The sequence below is a fragment of the Steroidobacter sp. genome, assembly GCF_016790065.1.
GTDB lineage: Bacteria > Pseudomonadota > Gammaproteobacteria > Steroidobacterales > Steroidobacteraceae > Steroidobacter.
Map to the genome: position 1 here is coordinate 1 of NZ_JAEUPY010000222.1, position 18,482 is coordinate 18,482.

Annotated in this window: 15 protein-coding genes; 11 read left to right on the top strand and 4 right to left on the bottom strand. The window is 62.1% G+C overall.

The window, feature by feature from the left end:
• The first annotated feature begins 51 nt into the window (after positions 1–51).
• From rlmD to JNL55_RS09500, 3 genes are read left to right on the top strand one after another with little or no spacing between them, the layout of a single operon-like run.
• Complete coding sequence (gene rlmD / locus JNL55_RS09490; RefSeq protein WP_415923046.1) at positions 52–1,404, top strand: 23S rRNA (uracil(1939)-C(5))-methyltransferase RlmD; 1,353 nt, start codon at positions 52–54, stop codon at positions 1,402–1,404.
• Between the two features lie 13 nt (positions 1,405–1,417).
• Positions 1,418–2,461, top strand: a complete 1,044-nt coding sequence (gene nagZ, locus JNL55_RS09495) for a beta-N-acetylhexosaminidase (protein WP_293852377.1) — start codon at positions 1,418–1,420, stop codon at positions 2,459–2,461.
• A 17-nt stretch (positions 2,462–2,478) separates the two neighbouring features.
• A complete protein-coding gene (locus JNL55_RS09500) occupies positions 2,479–3,423 on the top strand; it encodes a diguanylate cyclase domain-containing protein (protein ID WP_293852378.1) in 945 nt (314 codons plus the stop codon).
• Here the strand turns inward: JNL55_RS09500 and JNL55_RS09505 are convergent.
• The 3 genes from JNL55_RS09505 to JNL55_RS09515 all read right to left on the bottom strand — a co-directional run bounded on the left by JNL55_RS09505 (position 3,420) and on the right by JNL55_RS09515 (position 8,187).
• Entirely contained in the window at positions 3,420–4,088 is a 669-nt protein-coding gene (locus JNL55_RS09505) for a CsiV family protein (RefSeq protein ID WP_293852379.1), read from the bottom strand. The two genes, JNL55_RS09500 and JNL55_RS09505, sit on opposite strands and share 4 nt — an antisense overlap.
• Positions 4,089–4,162: 74 nt before the next feature.
• Positions 4,163–7,768: a transcription-repair coupling factor gene (mfd, locus tag JNL55_RS09510; protein WP_293852380.1), complete on the bottom strand. Its 3,606-nt coding sequence runs from the start codon at positions 7,766–7,768 to the stop codon at positions 4,163–4,165.
• 122 nt (positions 7,769–7,890) lie between these two features.
• Entirely contained in the window at positions 7,891–8,187 is a 297-nt protein-coding gene (locus tag JNL55_RS09515) for a hypothetical protein (protein ID WP_293852382.1), read from the bottom strand.
• 152 nt (positions 8,188–8,339) lie between these two features.
• Here JNL55_RS09515 and JNL55_RS09520 point away from each other — a divergent pair, with 152 nt between their 5' ends.
• The 3 genes from JNL55_RS09520 to lolD are packed head-to-tail and all read left to right on the top strand — an operon-like array spanning position 8,340 to position 11,533.
• On the top strand, positions 8,340–9,605 hold the full coding sequence (locus tag JNL55_RS09520; protein ID WP_293852383.1) for a lipoprotein-releasing ABC transporter permease subunit: 1,266 nt from the start codon (positions 8,340–8,342) through the stop codon (positions 9,603–9,605).
• Positions 9,598–10,845, top strand: coding sequence for a lipoprotein-releasing ABC transporter permease subunit (locus JNL55_RS09525; RefSeq protein ID WP_293852385.1), 1,248 nt, complete (start codon positions 9,598–9,600; stop codon positions 10,843–10,845). The genes JNL55_RS09520 and JNL55_RS09525 overlap by 8 nt, the downstream gene beginning before the upstream one ends.
• Positions 10,846–10,855: 10 nt before the next feature.
• On the top strand, positions 10,856–11,533 hold the full coding sequence (lolD, locus tag JNL55_RS09530; RefSeq protein WP_293852386.1) for a lipoprotein-releasing ABC transporter ATP-binding protein LolD: 678 nt from the start codon (positions 10,856–10,858) through the stop codon (positions 11,531–11,533).
• Positions 11,534–11,535: 2 nt separating this feature from the next.
• Here the strand turns inward: lolD and JNL55_RS09535 are convergent, their stop codons facing one another.
• Entirely contained in the window at positions 11,536–12,078 is a 543-nt protein-coding gene (locus JNL55_RS09535) for a DUF2062 domain-containing protein (RefSeq protein ID WP_293852388.1), read from the bottom strand.
• An 88-nt stretch (positions 12,079–12,166) separates the two neighbouring features.
• Here JNL55_RS09535 and JNL55_RS09540 point away from each other — a divergent pair, with 88 nt between their 5' ends.
• The 5 genes from JNL55_RS09540 (at position 12,167) to lpxK (ending at position 18,477) form a co-directional block, all read left to right on the top strand.
• Positions 12,167–14,446, top strand: coding sequence for a DNA internalization-related competence protein ComEC/Rec2 (locus tag JNL55_RS09540; protein ID WP_293852390.1), 2,280 nt, complete (start codon positions 12,167–12,169; stop codon positions 14,444–14,446).
• 76 nt (positions 14,447–14,522) lie between these two features.
• Positions 14,523–15,143 carry a MotA/TolQ/ExbB proton channel family protein gene (locus JNL55_RS09545; RefSeq protein ID WP_293852391.1) on the top strand — a complete coding sequence of 207 codons (621 nt, stop codon included), beginning with the start codon at positions 14,523–14,525 and terminating at the stop codon, positions 15,141–15,143.
• A complete protein-coding gene (locus tag JNL55_RS09550) occupies positions 15,140–15,577 on the top strand; it encodes an ExbD/TolR family protein (RefSeq protein WP_293852393.1) in 438 nt (145 codons plus the stop codon). The genes JNL55_RS09545 and JNL55_RS09550 overlap by 4 nt, the downstream gene beginning before the upstream one ends.
• A gap of 46 nt (positions 15,578–15,623) precedes the next feature.
• A complete protein-coding gene (msbA, locus tag JNL55_RS09555; RefSeq protein ID WP_293852395.1) occupies positions 15,624–17,387 on the top strand; it encodes a lipid A export permease/ATP-binding protein MsbA in 1,764 nt (587 codons plus the stop codon).
• 64 nt (positions 17,388–17,451) lie between these two features.
• The gene (gene lpxK / locus JNL55_RS09560; protein ID WP_293852397.1) at positions 17,452–18,477 is read left to right on the top strand and encodes a tetraacyldisaccharide 4'-kinase; all 1,026 of its coding nucleotides are present in this window, start codon (positions 17,452–17,454) and stop codon (positions 18,475–18,477) included.
• Positions 18,478–18,482: the final 5 nt, after the last annotated feature.

An 18,482-nucleotide genomic window follows, 5' to 3' on the forward strand; every position in this document is an offset into this window, starting at 1 on the left:
AATGCCGACTGCTCAAGGGCCGTCGACGTGAACGCTCGCGCACGGGAGCGCGTGTCTCGCCAACCAGTGACCAACAGGCCGAGCAACGAAGGTCGCTCGGCCGGGGGAATCCCGCGGGAAAACGCGCGGATCACGGATCTGTCTCACGAAGGCCGCGGCGTCGCTCATGTCGACGGCAAGACGGTCTTCATCGACGATGCCTTGCCTGGCGAACTGGTCGAGTGGCAGCGTATCAAACGCGGTCGTAATTTCGATGAAGGCCGGCTGTTGCGCGTGGTCGAACCCTCGCCGGATCGTGTCGAGCCGCGCTGTACTCACTTCGGCATGTGCGGCGGCTGCGCGCTACAGCACTTGTCGACGGACCAGCAGCTGCAGTTCAAACAAAAGCAGCTGACCGATTCGTTGACTCGCATCGGCAAAGTCAGCCCGCAAGAAATCTTGCCGCCACTGCAGGCCGGCACTTGGAACTATCGACGTCGCGCTCGACTCGCAGCTCGCTTCGTGCCGAAGAAGAATCGCACGGTGGTCGGGTTCCGTGAACGCAGCACACCCTTCATCACTGACCTGCACGGTTGCGAAGTCTTGCAACCGCCGGTGGACCGATTGTTGGTGCCGCTCTCCGAACTGGTGACGGCGCTGAGCATTCGCAATCGGTTGCCGCAGATCGAGGTCGCGGTGGCCGACAATGCCGTGGCATTGGTAGTGCGCGTGCTCGAACCGCTGACCGATGCGGATACCGAACTGCTGCGACGGTTCGGTCGCGAGCATTCGGTGCAGATGTTTCTACAGCCGGGCGGTTACGACACCGTCGCCCCCATGGACCCGGTCGAGCCGCTGGAATACCGGCTGCCGGCCTTCGAGCTGACGCTGCAATTCCTGCCCACCGACTTCGTGCAGGTGAACGGGCCGCTGAACTTGCAAATGATCGACCGCGCCGTGCAGCTGCTGGCTTTGAGCCCGCAGGACCGGGTGCTCGATCTGTTCTGCGGGCTGGGCAATTTCTCCCTGCCGCTGGCGCGCCGGGCCGGCCAGGTGGTGGGGGTGGAAGGCGAGGCCAGTCTGGTCGAGCGGGCCCGAGCCAATGCCGTCCGCAATGGCCTGGGAAATGCGCAGTTTTTCACCGCCAACCTGGCCGATGACAAGCTGGGCTCGCCGGCTTGGGGCGGCAAGTTCGACAAGGTGCTGCTCGATCCGCCGCGCGCCGGCGCTAAAGAAGTCCTACCGGTGGTCGCTAAGTCTGGAGCCGACACCGTGTTGTACATTTCCTGTCATCCCGGCAGCCTCGCGCGGGACGCTGGTATTCTCGTGCATGAGCACGGTTATGAGCTGCGTGCGGCAGGGGTGATGGATATGTTCCCGCATACAGCGCATGTTGAATCGGCCGCATTATTCGTGAAGGCATAAACGTACTCTCGCTATGACGCTCGGCCCGCTGATGATGGACGTGCAGGGCAAGACCCTGACCGAAGAAGATCGGGACTTGCTGGCCCATCCGCTGGTCGGCGCTGTGATCCTGTTCACACGTAATTTCGAGAGCGTCGAGCAGCTCGAAGCGCTGGTCGCCGACATTCGCGCCGTGCGTTCGCCGCCGTTGCTGGTCACCGTCGATCACGAGGGTGGCCGGGTACAGCGCTTCCGCAAGGGTTTTACGGTGCTGCCGTCGATGCGGCTGATCGGCCGTGAATATGACTTGGACCCAGTCGCGGGGCGCTTGCTGTCCCGGCAATGCGGCTGGCTGATGGCCGCCGAGCTGCGCGCCGTTGGCGTCGATTTGAGTTTTGCTCCCTGCGTGGACCTGGACTACGGCGCCAGCAGCGTGATCGGCGACCGCGCCTTCCATCGCGATCCGCGGGTGGTTTCGGAACTGGCCATCTCTTTCATGGGCGGCATGCGGGAGGCCGGCATGTCGGCCTGTGCCAAACATTATCCTGGCCACGGCTTCGTGGTGCCGGACTCGCATGTGGCCATGCCGGTGGACCGCCGCCCGCTGGTGGACATGGAAGAAGACCTCACTCCCTATCGCCGGCTGATCGACAACGGGGTGGCCGCGGTCATGGCGGCGCACGTGGTGTTTCCCGATGTGGACGATCAACCGGCGGGCTTTTCCCGCCGTTGGATACAAAACGAGCTGCGCGGCCGGCTCGGTTTCGACGGCGCGATCTTTACTGACGATCTATCGATGGCCGGCGCTAAAGTGGTCGGCGACATGCCGGCGCGGGCCAAAGCGGCCCTGGCCGCCGGTTGTGACGTGCTTTCGGTGTGTAACGATCGTCAAGGTGTGCTGCAAGTCATCGACTCTTTGCGGGGGAGCGAAGATGCTTTGAGCCAGGTTCGCATGGCCCGCCTGCACGGCAAGCCGGGATTGACCCGGGACGCTTTGCACGCTTCGATGGATTGGCAGGCCTGCGAGGGGGCCGTCAAAAGCTGTATGGAGCAGCCCGATCTCCGCCTCGATTCGTAGTGCATTCGTAAAAAATTATGAGCGTCGATCCGCACCTGCTGCAGAGCCTGGTAGAAGCCGCCCCCGATGGCGTGGTCATTTGCGATGCCCGCGCGGCCGACCGCCCCGTGGTGTTCGTGAACGCCGCCATGGAACGACTCACCGGTTACGAGGCCAGTCATTTCCTGGGTCGCAGCCTGCGCTTTCTGCAGGGCGAGGATCATGAACAGGAAGGCCTGACCAAGATCCGGGCGGCCATGCAGGACGGGGTCTCGGTGCACACCACGCTGCGTAACTACCGCCGCGACGGCACCATGTTTTGGAATGAAGTGACCATCCAGCCGCTGCGCGATGCCGCCGGCACGGTGACTCATTTCGCCGGCTTCCATCGCGAAGGCGGCGATCGACTGCGGTTACGCGACCCGGCGGAGAAGACCGATCCGGCGCTGAGCACGCAGACCATGCTGGCCTACCTGCGCGACGACAAGCTCACCGGCTTGCTGCGTCGGACCTATTTCGATGAGTTGGTGAAGCGCGATTGGGGCTTGGCCCAGCGCGAGTCGCGCCGCCTGAGCTTTTTCATTTTCGATCTGGATTGTTTTTTTACCTACAAGGAAACGTTCGGGAAGAACGGCGCGGATCAGTCGTTCAAGCGCATTTCACGCGTCATCAGCGGCTGCTTCCGTCGCGCGAGCGACCTGTGCGGCCGGTTCGATGAGGATCAGATTGCCGCTGTGACCAGCGGGTTGGATCTGACGCAGGCGTCCAAGCTGGCAGAGGCCGTGCTCGCCCGAGTGCGAGATCTTGCCATTCATCATCCGCGCTCGTCGGTGTCACGCTATGTGACTGCCAGCGCCGGTGTGGTGTCGTTGGTGCCGCCGCACGATGCGGCACCTGAGCGTGTTTATGAGATGGCGCTGAAAGCGCTGCGAGATGCCAAGGAGCTTGGCCGCAATCGCGTCGTCAGCCGCGACGCCGACTAACCGGCGTCCCCGCCGGCGGCCCCAGCGGCGCTTGGGGTGATTACCGCAATCACGCCCAGCTTCGGGCTGTCGATGTAGTGTCGTTCGTTACTACGCATGCGCCGCGTTTGCCGGAGCACGTAGCGCTGCGCACCTTCGCCGCCCAGCACTAAATCCAATGTGAGATGCAGATAGCGGCCCCGGGACAGCGCCACCTGACCTTGCAGGCCCGACGAACCTGGCACCAGCGAGTTGATCGATAGGTATTTAGCGGTATTTCTGGCGAACCCGGGCTGGGTCCAGCCGATGTGAGCCACTGGCTGATAACCCCGGCTACGGCGCATCGTGTCTTCGATGGCGGTCAGCTTCATTTTCGCCGCAGGCAGAGCCGGGAAGGTTGCTGTCGGCGCCGCGATCGTCGCGTTGGCGGTTGGCGGCGCGTCCTGCTCGTCGTCTGGAATCGCCAGTCGTTGAGCTGCGCTCGATGCTTCTACTCCCCAGCTCTCGGGAGACTCTTTGCCGGTCAGATTGCGGAAGATCAGCAGTTCGACGTCGTAGGACTGCAGCGGCGCTTGCTGGGCTCCGGCTGAGCTTGTCAGCACGGCGATCAAGCCTGCGCACACCACTGCCATACCGAACTTACGCCGGCCGGCACCGAGTCGAGAGGGGGAAGCTGAATGGCTCATTCGGGGAGTTTAGCAGGAGGGCCGGGCTTGCTAAGAGGCTCAGTGGCTGGCGGGAACCACCGACGCCTCCGGTCTCAGCGTTTGAAGCCTTTCCCCGAAGAGGGCCTGTAACTCACTGTTGGCTTCGGTGGCGGAGCTTTGGGCGGCGGAGGAGAAGTCTTCGTGGCTGCGGCGGCGATGGTTTTCTCGCGAGCCTTCTCCGCAGCGAGTTCGCTCGCGGTGGGAGTGGGCTTGCTGAGCTCGGAGATCAGCTGTTCGACGGTAGTGAAGCGCGCCTCATCCTGCTCGAGGTTCAAAGTGAACTTGAGCTTGTTGCCGCCTTCCAAACGATGCGTCCGGGAATTGCGTTGGACGAAGCGAATCAACGCGCCAGGCTCCACCTTGGTATCGCTCTCGAACGTCACCGAACCACCGCCCGGTCCAATATCGATCTTCCTCAACCCCAAAGCGCGGGCCGCCTGTTTGAACTCGGCAATTCGAAACAAATTCTTGGCAGGCGGAGGCAGCAACCCAAAGCGGTCGATCATCTCGACCTGCAGTTCGCGCAACTCTTCGTTGGTCTTGGAAGCAGCAATGCGCTTGTAAAGCACCAAGCGCAAATGCACGTCGGGCAAATATTCATCCGGCAGCAGCGAAGGTAGATGCAAATCGACTTCCGGCCCCTGGTGCATGGGTTCGTCGAGTTGGGGGATCTTGCCGGATTTCAGTGCATTGACCGCTCGCTCCAACATCTCCATGTACAGCGCGTAACCGACCTCCTGAATCTGTCCGCTCTGTCCTTCGCCGAGCAACTCACCCGCACCACGAATCTCCAAGTCGTGAGTGGCCAGCGTGAAGCCCGCGCCGAGATCTTCTAAAGACTCGATGGCTTCCAACCGCTTCACCGCATCTGGCGTCATCAAGTTACGCGGCGGTGTCATCAAGTAGGCGTAAGCCTGGTGATGCGACCGGCCGACTCGACCTCGCAGCTGGTGGAGCTGTGCCAAGCCAAGCTTGTCGGCGCGATCGATGATGATCGTATTCGCCGAGGGCACGTCGATGCCGCTCTCGACGATGGTGGTACAAACCAGCAGGTTGGAACGCTGGTGATAAAAATCCAGCATCACCTGTTCCAACTCACGCTCTCGCATCTGGCCATGACCGATAGCGATGCGCGCTTCCGGAACCAACTCCGCGAGCGTGCGGGCCGTCTTCTCAATCGTATCGACGGCGTTGTGCAAGAAATAAATCTGACCGCCGCGGCGGATTTCGCGCAAGCAGGCTTCGCGAATGGTCGCTGTGTCCCATTGCGACACGAACGTCTTGATGGACAGTCGAGACACCGGCGGCGTGGTGATCAACGACAACTCACGCAGACCACCCATCGCCATATTCAGAGTACGCGGAATAGGCGTAGCGGTGAGCGTCAAGACATCCACTTCAGCGCGCAGCTGTTTCAACTTCTCCTTGTCTTTGACGCCGAAGCGATGTTCTTCATCGATGATGATCAAGCCGAGGCGTGCGAACTTCACACCCGTCTGCAGCAGCCGGTGTGTGCCGACGACGATGTCGGTGTGGCCGCTCTCCAAAGTCGCCATCACCTGATTCACTTCCTTGGTCGTGCGGAAGCGAGACAGCGATTCGACGCGCACCGGCCAGTCGGCGAACCGATCGGCGAAAGTTTGATAGTGCTGCTGAGCGAGCAGGGTAGTGGGCACCAACACGACCACTTGCTTGCCCGCTTGCACAGCGACGAACGCGGCACGCAACGCGACTTCGGTTTTGCCGAAGCCCACGTCGCCGCAGACCACGCGATCCATCGGTCGGCCACTGCCGAGATCGTCGACGACGGCGCGAATCGCTTGTGCCTGATCCGGTGTCTCTTCGAACTTGAACGCAGCTTCGAACGCACGCAGATCGTCTTCGGCTGCGATCAACTGCTCGCCCTCGCGAGCGGCGCGACGCGAATACAAATCGAGCAGCTCAGCAGCCGTATCGCGAATGCGTTGCGCAGCCTTTTTGCGCGCCTTCTCCCAAGCGTCGCCGCCAAGTTTGTGCAACGGGGCTTGTTCGGCCGGCGCGCCGGTGTAGCGACTGACTAGATCCAGTGCTTGCACCGGAACGTAAAGCTTGTCGCCCTCGGCATATTCGAGCACCAGAAACTCGCTGGTGAGCCCGCCGACATCCAGCGTCGCCAGGCCGACGAAACGACCGACCCCATACTCCTCATGCACCACCGGCGAGCCGGCATGCAGATCGGTGAGGTCGCGGATGATTTTTTCCGGATCGCGCTCGGGGCGACGGCGGCGTCGTTCTTGGCGGGCGCGCTCACCGAACAACTGCTCTTCGGCGATCAGTGCCAGCGACGGATCGTCGAGCTGAAAGCCCGTCGAGATCGGCGACACCGTGATCGCCAGCTTGTCCGTGCCGGCGGTGAACGCCGACCAGCTGTCCACCAGCTGCGGACGCAGCTGACTCTTGTGCATCAGATCGATCAGCATCTCGCGGCGGCCGGCGGACTCCGCCGCCAGCAGCACGCGACCGGGGAACGAGCTGAGGAAGTTCACCAACTCGCGCGCCGGTTCTTCGCTGCGTTGATCGACGCGCAAGCTCGGCGGGACTTTAGTGGCGAAGTTTTGATAGGGCAGGGTTTGAGTCAGCGGATCCAGCTCGACGCGCGACAACTCGACTCGTCGATAAGCGGTGAGCCGCTGCAACAGCTCGCCGACCGGCATGAACACTTCGCGCGGCAATAGAATCGGACGATCGACATCGTGGCCGCGCTGTTCATAGCGATTTTCGATTTCGGTGTAGGCCTGCGTGGTCATCGAGTCGATTTCGCGCTCGGCCGCGACGATGGTGTTCGGCGGCAAATAGTCGAGCAGCGTGGCGGTGCCGTCGAAGAACAGCGGCAAGTAATATTCGATGCCTGGCGGCGGCGCACCTTCGGCGATATCGCGATAGAGCGACATGCGCGTCAGATCGCCGGGAAAGCGATTCCGGAAACGGCGCTTGAAATTCTGGATGCCTTCGGCGGTCAGCGGAAATTCGCGCGCCGGTAACAGACGCAATGCTGGAACCTTGTCGCCCGAGCGCTGCGTCTCCGGATCGAACTTGCGAATCGACTCGACCTCGTCGTCGAACATGTCGAGGCGATAGGGCGAGTCGCTGCCCATCGGATACAAATCCACGATGGAACCGCGCACCGCAAATTCGCCGGGCGCCATCACTTGCGAGCTGGCGACGTAACCAGCGCCGGTCAGTCGATCGCGAAACGCGGCGACGTCGAATGTTTCGCCGGCGCGCAGATCGAACGCGTGGGCATCGATGTAGGCCTGGGGCGGCAACCGTTGTAGCAACGTTTCCAGGTCGACGATGACGATGCCTTTGGTCAGGCGCGGCAGCACCGACAGCAGTCGCAGTCGTTGCGAAACGATGTCGGGATGCGGCGAGAACAAGTCGTAGGGCAGGGTTTCCCAGCCGGCAAAGATTTCAATCTGGGTGCCGGGCTCACAAAAGAAGCGCAGCTCGTCTTCGGTGCGGCTGGCGTGGCGCGCATCGTGGGCGATCACCAGCAACGGGCCGGACGATTTACGCGCGGCTTCCGCTAACCATAGAGAAGTTGCCGAGCCATACAGTTGGCCCCAACGCACTTGCAGTTGTGCCCGGCTGGGAAGCAGCGGGCGTTCGGAGTCGGACATGCTCGTCTAGTGGGGGCGGCGCGGCCCGTTCAAGGTGTAAAGCCAAATAGCAGACACTCGGGCAGACGCCCGTGGGCGTCCCCGAAGGGTCGCTGACTTTACCGGAAAGGAGGGAGCCGGCGTTAGCCGATCGTGACCGTGTGAATGACCAGTTGATGCTCGAAATAGACCTCGAAGCCCGGGTATTTCCAGCGCGTGATCGGCGGTTGGCCGATGGCTGGCAGGCGCTCGGAGGGCGCGCCGTAGGTGGCTTCGACTTTGTCCATGGACATGCCGCGGGCCGGGCGATTGGTCTGATCGCTGACCGCGGGGGTGCGTAGTTCGTCGGCTACGGCCGCGAACGAAGCAGAGCCAAGCACGATGGCCGCCAGCAGTTGTGGCAGCTTGGAGCGCAGTTTCGGACGAATCTGGAAGCTCATACACCCTCTCCTTGAGGCCGGCCCGGCGAGGGACCGGCGACGGAACGGTATAGCAGCGCTTACATAAGGGCCAAGCTCGGCAGCCTGAATTGTGGTCGTAGTTCACAGTTTCCGCCCCACACTGGTAGCCTTGCCCGCCCCAAAGGAGTGACATGTTCCACCCCCTGCCGCTATACATCGGACTGCGCTACGTGCGCAGCCGCAGCCAAGGCTTTTTCGTCTCATTCATCAGTTGGGTTTCGATGCTGGGCATTTGCGTCGGGGTGACGGCGCTGATCACGGTCATTTCGGTGATGAACGGGCTGGAAGGCGAGCTGCGGGGGCGGCTGCTGAGCCTGGCGTCCCATGCCACTTTGTCGGGCGAACCTGAACAACTCAAAGACTGGCCGGCGCTGGCCGACCGCATCCGGCAGCAGCCCGGGGTGGTGGGCGTCGCTCCCTATATCGATCTGCAAGGCATGCTCGGGCGGGGCGACGACATGCGTGCCGCGATGATCCGCGGGGTCGATCCTGAGTTGGAGTCTGAAGTCTCCGATATCGGCGCGCACATGCAGGCGGGCAGCTTTAGCGATCTGATCCCTGGCGAGCAGCACATCATTCTCGGCGCCGGGCTCGCGTATGCGCTCGATGCTCGCGTGGGCGATGAGATCACGGTGCTGGTACCGGCAGCGGCGGGGGCTGAAGGCAGCGGCATCGCCGGCATCGATCTGAAACCTCGTATTCAGAATTTCATCGTCAGCGGCGTATTCGAAGTCGGCGCGCAAGAGCACGACAACGTGCTCGCGTTGGTTCACTTGCAAGACGCGTCCGGGCTCGCCGGCACGCTCGGTCTGCCCAGCGGATTGCGGCTCAAGTTCAGCGACATTTTTGCCGCGCCGGTGCGCACGCCGGAGATCAACGCTGCGCTCGGCGGCCAATTCAAAGTCAGTGACTGGTCCATCGAGAACGCCAGCTACTTCCGAGCAGTGCGCATCGAAAAAACCATGATGTCGCTGATCCTGATGCTGATCGTGGCGGTGGCTGCGTTCAACATCGTTGCCGCGCTGGTGATGGTGGTGAATGAGAAGCGCACCGATATCGCGATTCTGCGCACGGTCGGCATGACGCCGCGCGCGGTGGTCGGCGTGTTCATGACTCAAGGCGTGCTGATCGGCTGGTTTGGTGCGTTGCTGGGCTTGGGGCTGGGCCTGTTGTTGGCCTTCAACGTCAGCACCATCGTGCCGTTCCTGGAAAACCTGGCGGGCGTGAAGGTGTTCGATCCCAGTGTGTTCGTGATTTCCGACATGCCTTCGGAAGTGCAATGGCCGCAGGTCATCGCAATCACGGTCACGGCGTTGGTGCTCACTGTGCTGGCGACGATCTATCCGGCGATACGTGGCGCCGCGACCGAACCGGCGGAAGCGTTGCGCTATGAGTAAGCGTTACGAGTTTCTGATCGGCCGTCGTTACCTGCGCTCCAATCGCGGTAATCGATTTGTTTCGTTCATCTCCACCATTTCCATGCTCGGCATCGCCATTGGCGTGGCCGTGCTGATCGTCGTGCTGTCGGTGATGAATGGCTTCGAGCGGGAAGTGCGCGGACGCATTCTCAGCCTCACGTCACACGCGACCATTAGTGCGTTCGGTTCAGGGCTGGCTGACTGGCAGGGCACGGCGGCGAAGATTGGCGAGCATAAGGATGTGGTGGCGTCGGCTCCTTACATCGAAGCGCAGGCCTTGCTGATCGCGGGAGCGAAGAGCAGTGGTGCCATGGTGACCGGCGTGTTGGCCGATTACGAAAGCAAAGTCACGTCGATTACCGAGAAGATGCAGGGCGGCTCGTTCGATGAGCTCAAAGCCGGCGAGTACGGCATCGTGCTGGGCACAGAATTGGCGAAAGCGTTGGGTGTGTCGTTGGGCGATCGCGTGATCCTCGTGACATCGTTGCGAAATACGACGCCAGCGGGAGTGATGCCGCGCATGCGTGGCTTCAAAGTAGTCGGCATCTTCAACGCCGCCATGTACGAGTTCGATCGCAATCTGGCCTATGTGAATCTGGCGGACGCGGCGAAGTTGTATCGCATGGGCAACGAAGTGACTGGCCTGCGCCTGAAGCTGTCCGATCTGATGCTGGCGCCGCAGTTGGTGCGCGAGTTGGCGTTGTCACTGGGTGGCGGGTATTACATCGACGACTGGACCCGCAAGCACGCCAACTTCTTCCGTTCCATCCAGCTCACCAAGTCGGCGATGTTTCTGATCCTGTTGCTGGTAGTGGCGGTGGCGGCGTTCAACATCGTGTCGACGCTGGTGATGGTGGTGAAAGACAAGCGCTCGGATATCGCCATCCTGCGAACCATCGGCGCGTCGCCGCGCGGTATCCTGACGATCTTCATGACTCAAGGCACGGCCATAGGCTTCATCGGCACGGTGGCGGGCGTGGCGCTTGGAGTACTGATCTCGGTGAATCTGGAAACCTTGATCCATGGCCTGGAAGCGCTGCTCGGCGTGCACTTCCTGGATGCCAAGGTGTATTTCATCAGCGACCTGCCGGCCACGGTGCAATGGCCTGATGTGATCAAAATCAGTCTAACGACGTTTTTATTGTGTTCCCTGTCGACGCTGTATCCCGCGTGGCGCGCAGCGCGCACTCAGCCCGCGCAGTCGCTTCGACACGATTGAGAAAGAAAACATGTCTGACCCGGTTCTCGCTTGTAACAATCTCAGCAAACATTTCCAGCAGGGCGACACCCGTGTGGAAGTGCTCAAAGACATCAACCTGGTCATTCACCCTGGCGAGCGCGTCGCCATCGTCGGCGCGTCGGGTTCGGGTAAGACCACGCTGCTGCAACTGTTGGGTGGCTTGGATCTGCCGACGTCAGGCGAGGTCAGCATCGCCGGTCAGCAGATCAATCAGCTCTCGGACAAGGAGCGCGGCGATCTGCGCAATCGAGCGCTGGGCTTCGTGTACCAGTTTCATCATCTGCTGCCCGAATTCACCGCATTGGAAAACGTGGCGATGCCGTTGTTGATTCGGCGCGTATCGGTGGAGGATGCGCGTGCTCAGGCGCGTGCGTTGTTGGAGCGCGTGGGCTTGGGCGCTCGGCTCGAGCATCGACCGGGTCAGTTGTCCGGTGGTGAGCGACAGCGCGCAGCCGTCGCGCGCGCGTTGGTGACCAAGCCGCCTGTGGTGTTGGCCGACGAGCCCACCGGTAACCTCGACGGTGCGAATGCGCGTCAGGTCTTCGAGTTGATGTTGGAGCTCAATCGCGAACTGGGCACCGCGTTGATCATCGTGACGCATGCGCCGGAGCTGGCGGCTCAACTGCAGCGATCGCTGGTACTACGCGATGGCGGGCTGCATTCGTAAGCCTATTTCTCGCTTTTCAGCGCTGCTTTGGCGTTCGCGGCGCCTTTGCGCTCGTGATACTTGAGCACCAGGCTCAAATGCCAGATGCCGCCGAGCACGATGTAGCCGCACACGGCGGTGGCCGTGCCGAGCACCAGGCAGCCGAGCAGGAACGGTTTCCAGATCGGCACTAGCGCCGTCAGTAACCAATCCCAGTTCATTTGAAAGGCGATGTTGCGGCCGGTGATGCCGAGCAGGTTGCAGCCCACGTAGTAGGCGCCCATATACATGGGCACCATGGTGAGCGGGTTGGCGAGGAAGGTGCCGAAGATCGCAGCGGGCACGTTCAAGCGCAACGCCAAGGCCAGCAGCGTCGCCAACAAGAAGTGCACGGGAATGGGCACGAACGCGATCAGCAGGCCCAGCGCGAAGGCGCGCGTGACGCTGCGACGGTTCAAGCTCCAATAAGCGGGGTGTTCCAGCAGCAGGCGGAACGGCCGCATGAACCAGCGTTCCTTCCAGCGATGACGCTGGCGGCTCAGTGGTTTGAAGACTCGTCTGGGCATGCGGCGATGGGGGAGCGGCGGCGGACTGGCGATTATCTCAGTCGCGCGGCCCGGTCGTGATGAATTTATTCGAGCGCAAGGAGGCGCGATGGGTGCGATTGCTCCGGCCTTTCTCGCCGGTCATTGCCTGATACACAGTTTGCCGCGCTTGCCGGGCCTGGTCTGGCTGTGGGCAATTGCAATTGCCGTGTCGGCGTTGCTCGTAGGCGGACATCTCGCACGGCGCAGGTGGCGCGACGTCAGCATCGATACGGTATTGACGGCGGCGCTGTTCGGTGTGTTGTGGGCCTGGGGGCATGCAGCTGCGCGACTCGCCGACGATCTGCCACCCGAGCTGGAAGGCCAGGACATCGCCGTGCGCGGTTGGGTTGCGTCGTTGCCGGACTCGAGTGCGGATCCTCAGTTTGTGTTCGACATCGACGCAGCGGTGCCTGGAGTTCCCACGCGTGTGCGTTTGACGTGGTATCGAGCGCCCACGCCGCCTCAGCCCGGCGAACAATGGCGGCTCACCGTTCGCTTGAAACGCCGCAACGGGTTCGCCAATCCAGGCGGATTCGACTACGAAGGATTTTTGTTTCGCGAGGGCATCGGCGCCGCCGGCTATGTGCGTGACGATGCCGACAATCGTCGGCTGCAAGCATCGACGCATCGCTATCTCATCGAGCAGGCACGCGCATGGATCGGCGCCCGCATCGCCGAGGCCGCGGGCGATCACCGCATGCTCGGTGTCCTGCAAGGGCTCGCCATCGGCGATACGAGCGCCATGCAGGTAGAGCAGTGGCGAGTCTTCAGTGCGACGGGCACGACTCATTTGATGGCCATCTCCGGCATGCATATCGGCATGGTTGCGATGCTGGCGGCGTGGTGTGGGGGAGGCATCGTTCGTTGGCGTCGCGCACAGTCGTGGGGACTCTCGGTCATGCATGGTCAGGTGCTCGCCGGCATGACGGCAGCGCTGGTCTATTCATTGCTCGCGGGACTGTCCGTGCCCACACAACGTACCTTGATCATGCTGTGTATTTATTTCGGTTTGCGCTGGCAGCGGCGAGTGTCGGCCATCGGCCGATCGCTGGGCCTGGCTTTGATCGTCATCTTGTTGCTCGATCCGTTCGCGCCGCTTGCGGTGGGGGCGTGGCTGTCATTCATCGCTGTGGTGGCGATCTTGATGGCGACGTCGGGCCGACTGACGCGCGAGGGCACGATGGCGAGCTTCAGCCGAGTGCAATTGGCGGTGACGATCGGATTGATCCCAGTGGTGCTGGCGTGCTTCGGCAACTTGTCTTTGGCCGCACCGGTGGCCAACGCATTCGCAGTGCCCGCGTTCACGTTGTTACTCGTGCCGAGCGTGTTGGTGGGAACGCTGGCGGCGTGCGTTTATCCAGCGCTGGGCAAACTGTTGCTCACGCTGCCGACGATGCTGCTCGATGCGTGCTGGCCGATGCTGGAGTGGCTGGCGAAACAACCATTGGCCGTGTGGTACGCGCCGCAGCCGTCGCTAGCAGTGTTCATGGCACTGGTCGTCGGTGTGGCATTGTTGATGCTGCCGAGCATCTGGCCGATCCGTCTGTCCGGTGCGTTGTTGTGCCTGCCGATGATGTTTTATCGGGCACCGACGCCGGTGCCCGGCACGTTCGAGCTGACGGTGCTCGATGTGGGGCAGGGGCTGGCAACGGTGGTGCGAACTCACTCGCACACTTTGGTATACGACACCGGACCCGCGTTCCAATCCGGTCGCAGCGCGGCCGAGCTTGCGGTGCTGCCATTCCTGCGTCGTGGCGATATACGCAGCATCGATCTCATGATGGTGAGCCATGGCGATAAGGACCACAGCGGCGGCGTGACCGATCTGCTCGCGGCGTTCCCGGTGCGGGCTGTGTCGACCAACGAATCCTGTGCGCGCGGGCAGCAATGGCAGTGGGACGGTGTGACGTTCAGCGTCCTGCATCCCGACTCGAATTCCGGAGCGCAGGCCCTAGCTGAAAGCGGCAACAACCGTTCCTGCGTATTGCGGATCCAAGGCCACGACGGCTCGGCGTTGTTGACCGGCGATATCGAGGCGGCGGCCGAACGCCAGCTGTTGGACCACGGCTTGGCGCCGGCCAGCGTGGTGGTCGCGCCTCATCACGGCAGTGACACTTCGTCGAGTTCGCTATTCGTCGCCGCCCTGCGACCGGATGTGACGATTTTTTCCAGCGGCTATCGGAATCGCTGGAATTTCCCGCATCCGGCCGTGCAGGAGCGCTGGCGAAATGCGGGCGCGAGCAGCTATGACACCGGCTCGAGCGGTGCCCTCACAGTGACTTTCAGCTCGGCCGGCGTGCAAGTTCGCGAGCAGCGTCACACACGGCGACGTTACTGGACCCGGTAGTGCTAGCGGTGCGGCGAAAACTGTTAGTATGCGGCGAATAACCCGGCTCCCCACCCACGGTCACAGCACACACGTCATGTTCGAAATCGTGAAAGCCGGCGGCATCATGATGGGGCCGATCATCCTCGCCTCCATCGTGACCGCAGCCATATTTCTGGAGCGTCTTTGGACGCTGCAGACCAAACGCGTGTTGCCGGCCGAGCTCACCGAAAAGGTGTGGCGTTGGGTGGAACAGCGGCAGATCCAGGACAAGCACATCGCGGCGCTTCAGCAGAATTCGCCACTGGGCAAAATCCTCGCCGCCGGCCTGGCCAATCGCAATCGGGATCGCAGCATCATCCGCGAGAGCATCGAGGACACCGGCCGGCACGTGGTGCACGAGCTGGATCGGTTCATCGGCACGCTCGGCACCATCGCGTCGTTGTCGCCGCTGATGGGCCTGCTCGGTACGGTGTTCGGCATGATCCGCACCTTCAACGCCATCACTACCTCTGGCATCGGCAATCCGGCTGCGCTGGCCGGGGGTATCGCCGAAGCGCTGATCACCACTGCTGCGGGCCTTACGGTCGCCATTCCGGCACTGCTGGCCTATAAATACCTGCGCGGTCGCGTGCAGACGCTGGTGGTGCAGATGGAAAAAGAAGCCACCAAGTTGGTGGAAGCCTTGGAAGCCCAGTCGCGCGAGGGGCTGGCGTGAATCTGCGCCCCAAGGAACACGAAGAGCCGGAGATGAACCTCACGTCGCTGATCGACGTGGTGTTGCTGCTGCTGATTTTTTTCATGGTGTCGACCACCTTCGTGGACGAGACGCGCATCCAGCTGCAATTGCCCCAGGCCAGCAACGAGCCGGCCGCGGAGCAGAAGAAGGACCCCATCGAGGTGGCCGTGACCGCCACCGGCGAGTATCGTGTCAACGGTCAGGTGCTGATCAACACCAGCCCGACCACTTTGTCGGCCGCGATCTCCAAAGTCGCTGGCGAGCGCCGGGACTTGCCGGTCACCATTCGGGCCGATGCGCGCAGTACTCATCAATCGGTGGTGACCGCCATGGATGTGCTCGGCCGCCTCGGGTTCAAGGCCATCAGCATTGCCACCGTCAACGATCAAAGCAACGCGGGCGCGAGCCAGTAATCAGGCTCGCCACGACTCCCGTCGTCACGATAACGACCACGCCACCATGTCACCTTCCGAACGCGGCTCGAAAGCCCCCATTTCAGCCGACGCTTGGCAAACGTATAAGCGCCTGATCGGCTACCTCGGTCCGCATCGCGGCATGTTCGCGCTGGGCATGCTCGGTGCGATCGTGTTCTCCATCAGCATGGTGAGCTTCACCGTGTTCGCCAAAGTCTTCGGCGACGGCACGTTGCAGAACGCCGATCCGCGCACCGTCGTCTGGTTGCCGCTGGCGCTCATTGGTTTGTTCCTGCTACGCGGCCTCGGCGATTTCACTCAGACCTATTGCATGGGCTATGTCGGCCGGCAGATCGTGAAGCGCCTGCGCGGTCAGATTTTCGAGCGCATCGTGCATTTGCCGGTGGGCTATTTCGATCGCAACTCCAGCAGCGTGTTGCTGACCAAGCTCACCCATAACACCGAACAGATCGGTCAGGCGTCCACCGATTCGGTGTTGATCACGTTGCGTGAGGCGCTGACCATCCTCGGCTCCATCGTGGCGCTGTTCTATTACAACGCCCGCCTGGCGAGCATCGCGCTGATCATGGGGCCGCTGGTGGCGTGGCTGATCGGCATCATCAATAAAAAATTCCGGCGCTACAGCCATCGTATCCAGGACTCGATGGGCGACATCACGCGCATCGCCAAGGAAACATTGGAAGCGCCGCGCATCATCAAGGTCTACAACGCCGAGGGCTATCAGGCCGGGCAGTTCGAAGGCGTGAACGAGCACAACCGCCGTTCTCACATGCGCCTGGTGCTCACCAAAGGCTTGTCGAATCCGGTGGTGCAGATGGTGACCGCCACCGGTTCGGCCATCGTGTTGTCGATTGCCATTGCCGACGCCATTGCCGGTCGCACCAGCATGGGCGATTTGCTGGCGTTCTTCGTTGCGTTGGTCGGCATCGCTCAGCCGCTGCGTTCGTTGGTCGGTGTGTCGGGTCCTTTACAACAAGGCATCGCGGCCGGGCAGAGCATCTTCCAGTTGCTCGATGAGACGGCCGAGCCTGAAGGTGGCAACTACACGACGACTCGTTCGCGCGGCGAGATCGAGTACGACAATGTTTCTTTCTCTTACCCCGTGGGTAAGGGTGTGGCTCTGCAGAGCGTGAATCTGAAGGTCGCGCCGGGCGAGATGGTGGCCATCGTCGGTCGGACCGGCAGCGGTAAGTCGACGTTGGTGAATTTGTTGCCGCGGTTCTATGAGCTGGACTCCGGCAGCATTCGGGTCGATGGCCACGATCTGCGTGACTATGAGTTGCACAACCTGCGCGATCAGATCGCGGTGGTCAGCCAGGAAGTGGTGCTGTTCAACGATTCGATTCGCGCCAACATTGCGTTCGGTCGCAAGGTCACGGACGCGCAGATCGAGCGCGCCGCCGAGGCAGCTCTGGTGATGGACTTCGTGCGTGAATTGCCAGCTGGTTTGGATACGATGGTCGGCGATCGCGGTGTGTTGTTGTCCGGCGGACAGCGGCAGCGTATTTCCATCGCGCGTGCATTGTTGAAGGATGCACCGATTCTGATTCTGGACGAAGCCATGTCGGCGCTCGATACCGAGTCCGAGCGCATCATCCAGGCGGCGCTGGAAAAGTTGATGGAAAGCCGAACCACGCTGGTGATCGCGCATCGCTTGTCGACGGTGGAAAACGCCGACCGCATCGTGGTGGTCGAAGCCGGCAGCATCATCGAAAGCGGCACCCACGCCGAGCTGATCGCGCAACAAGGGCAGTACGCGAAGCTGCATCGATTGCAGTTCAACGCATGAGCGCGGCCGTGGCCGCCATCCGCGCGACCAACACGTTGCTTGGCTCTTTGCACGGCTCGCGCTAGTGGACGCGTTCCTTCAGCAGGTCTGGTACGAGCGACGGCATCGCTGGTTCTCGCTCCTGTTGTTGCCGCTGTCGTGGTTGTTTGCTGTCGTCGTCGCTGGACGTCGAGCGGGCTTTCGGTTCGGCTGGCTGCAATCGATACGCGTCTCACGGCCCGTCATCGTCGTCGGCAATATCACGGTCGGCGGCACGGGCAAAACTCCCATGACGATTTGGATAGCCGAGCAGTTGCGTGCGCGAGGCGTGCGGGTCGGCATCGTGTTGCGTGGCTACGGCGGTACCTCGACGACCTGGCCACGCGATGTCACTGACAATACTTCCACCGAAGAAGTCGGCGATGAAGCGGTGTTGCTGGCAAAGCGCACCGGCGCACTGGTCGTCGCAGGGCCTGATCGAGTCGCCGCCGCGAATCGCGCCATTGAGCGCGGCGCTCAAATCATCGTGTGCGACGATGGCCTTCAACATTATCGACTGGCACGCGACGCCGAAATCGCCGTCATCGATGAGCGTCGCGGGTTGGGCAACGGTCGTTTGCTACCTGCAGGGCCGCTTCGCGAGCCGGCCAGTCGACTGCACAGTGTCGCTTTGAAAGTTCTCACTCGTCGTTCCGAACCGGCGGCCGAACGCAGCGCGTTCCCCAACGCAGTGATCGCCACTCCGGTGCTGGTCGATGCGGTGTCGCTGGCGACCGGCGAGCGGCGTTCGTTACAAAGTTTCGTCGGCCAGCGCGTGCATGCGATTGCCGGCATCGGTAATCCTCAGGCGTTCTTCGCTGCCTTGTCCGGATTGGGCCTGACAGTCGATCCCCATCCGTTGCCCGACCACGCCCGACTCACCGACGCAGACCTTGCTTTCCCGGACAGCGCGCCAGTGCTGATGACCGAGAAAGATGCAGTAAAATGCCAGCCCGGCGCCGCTGCCTCGCGCCTGTCGAATTGCTGGGCCGTGCGCCTGGACATTACGATGAGCGAGGCGGACGCGCAGGCAATCCAGCGCCTGCTGGAGCGCCACACCGCAGCGAACTAGAGTGC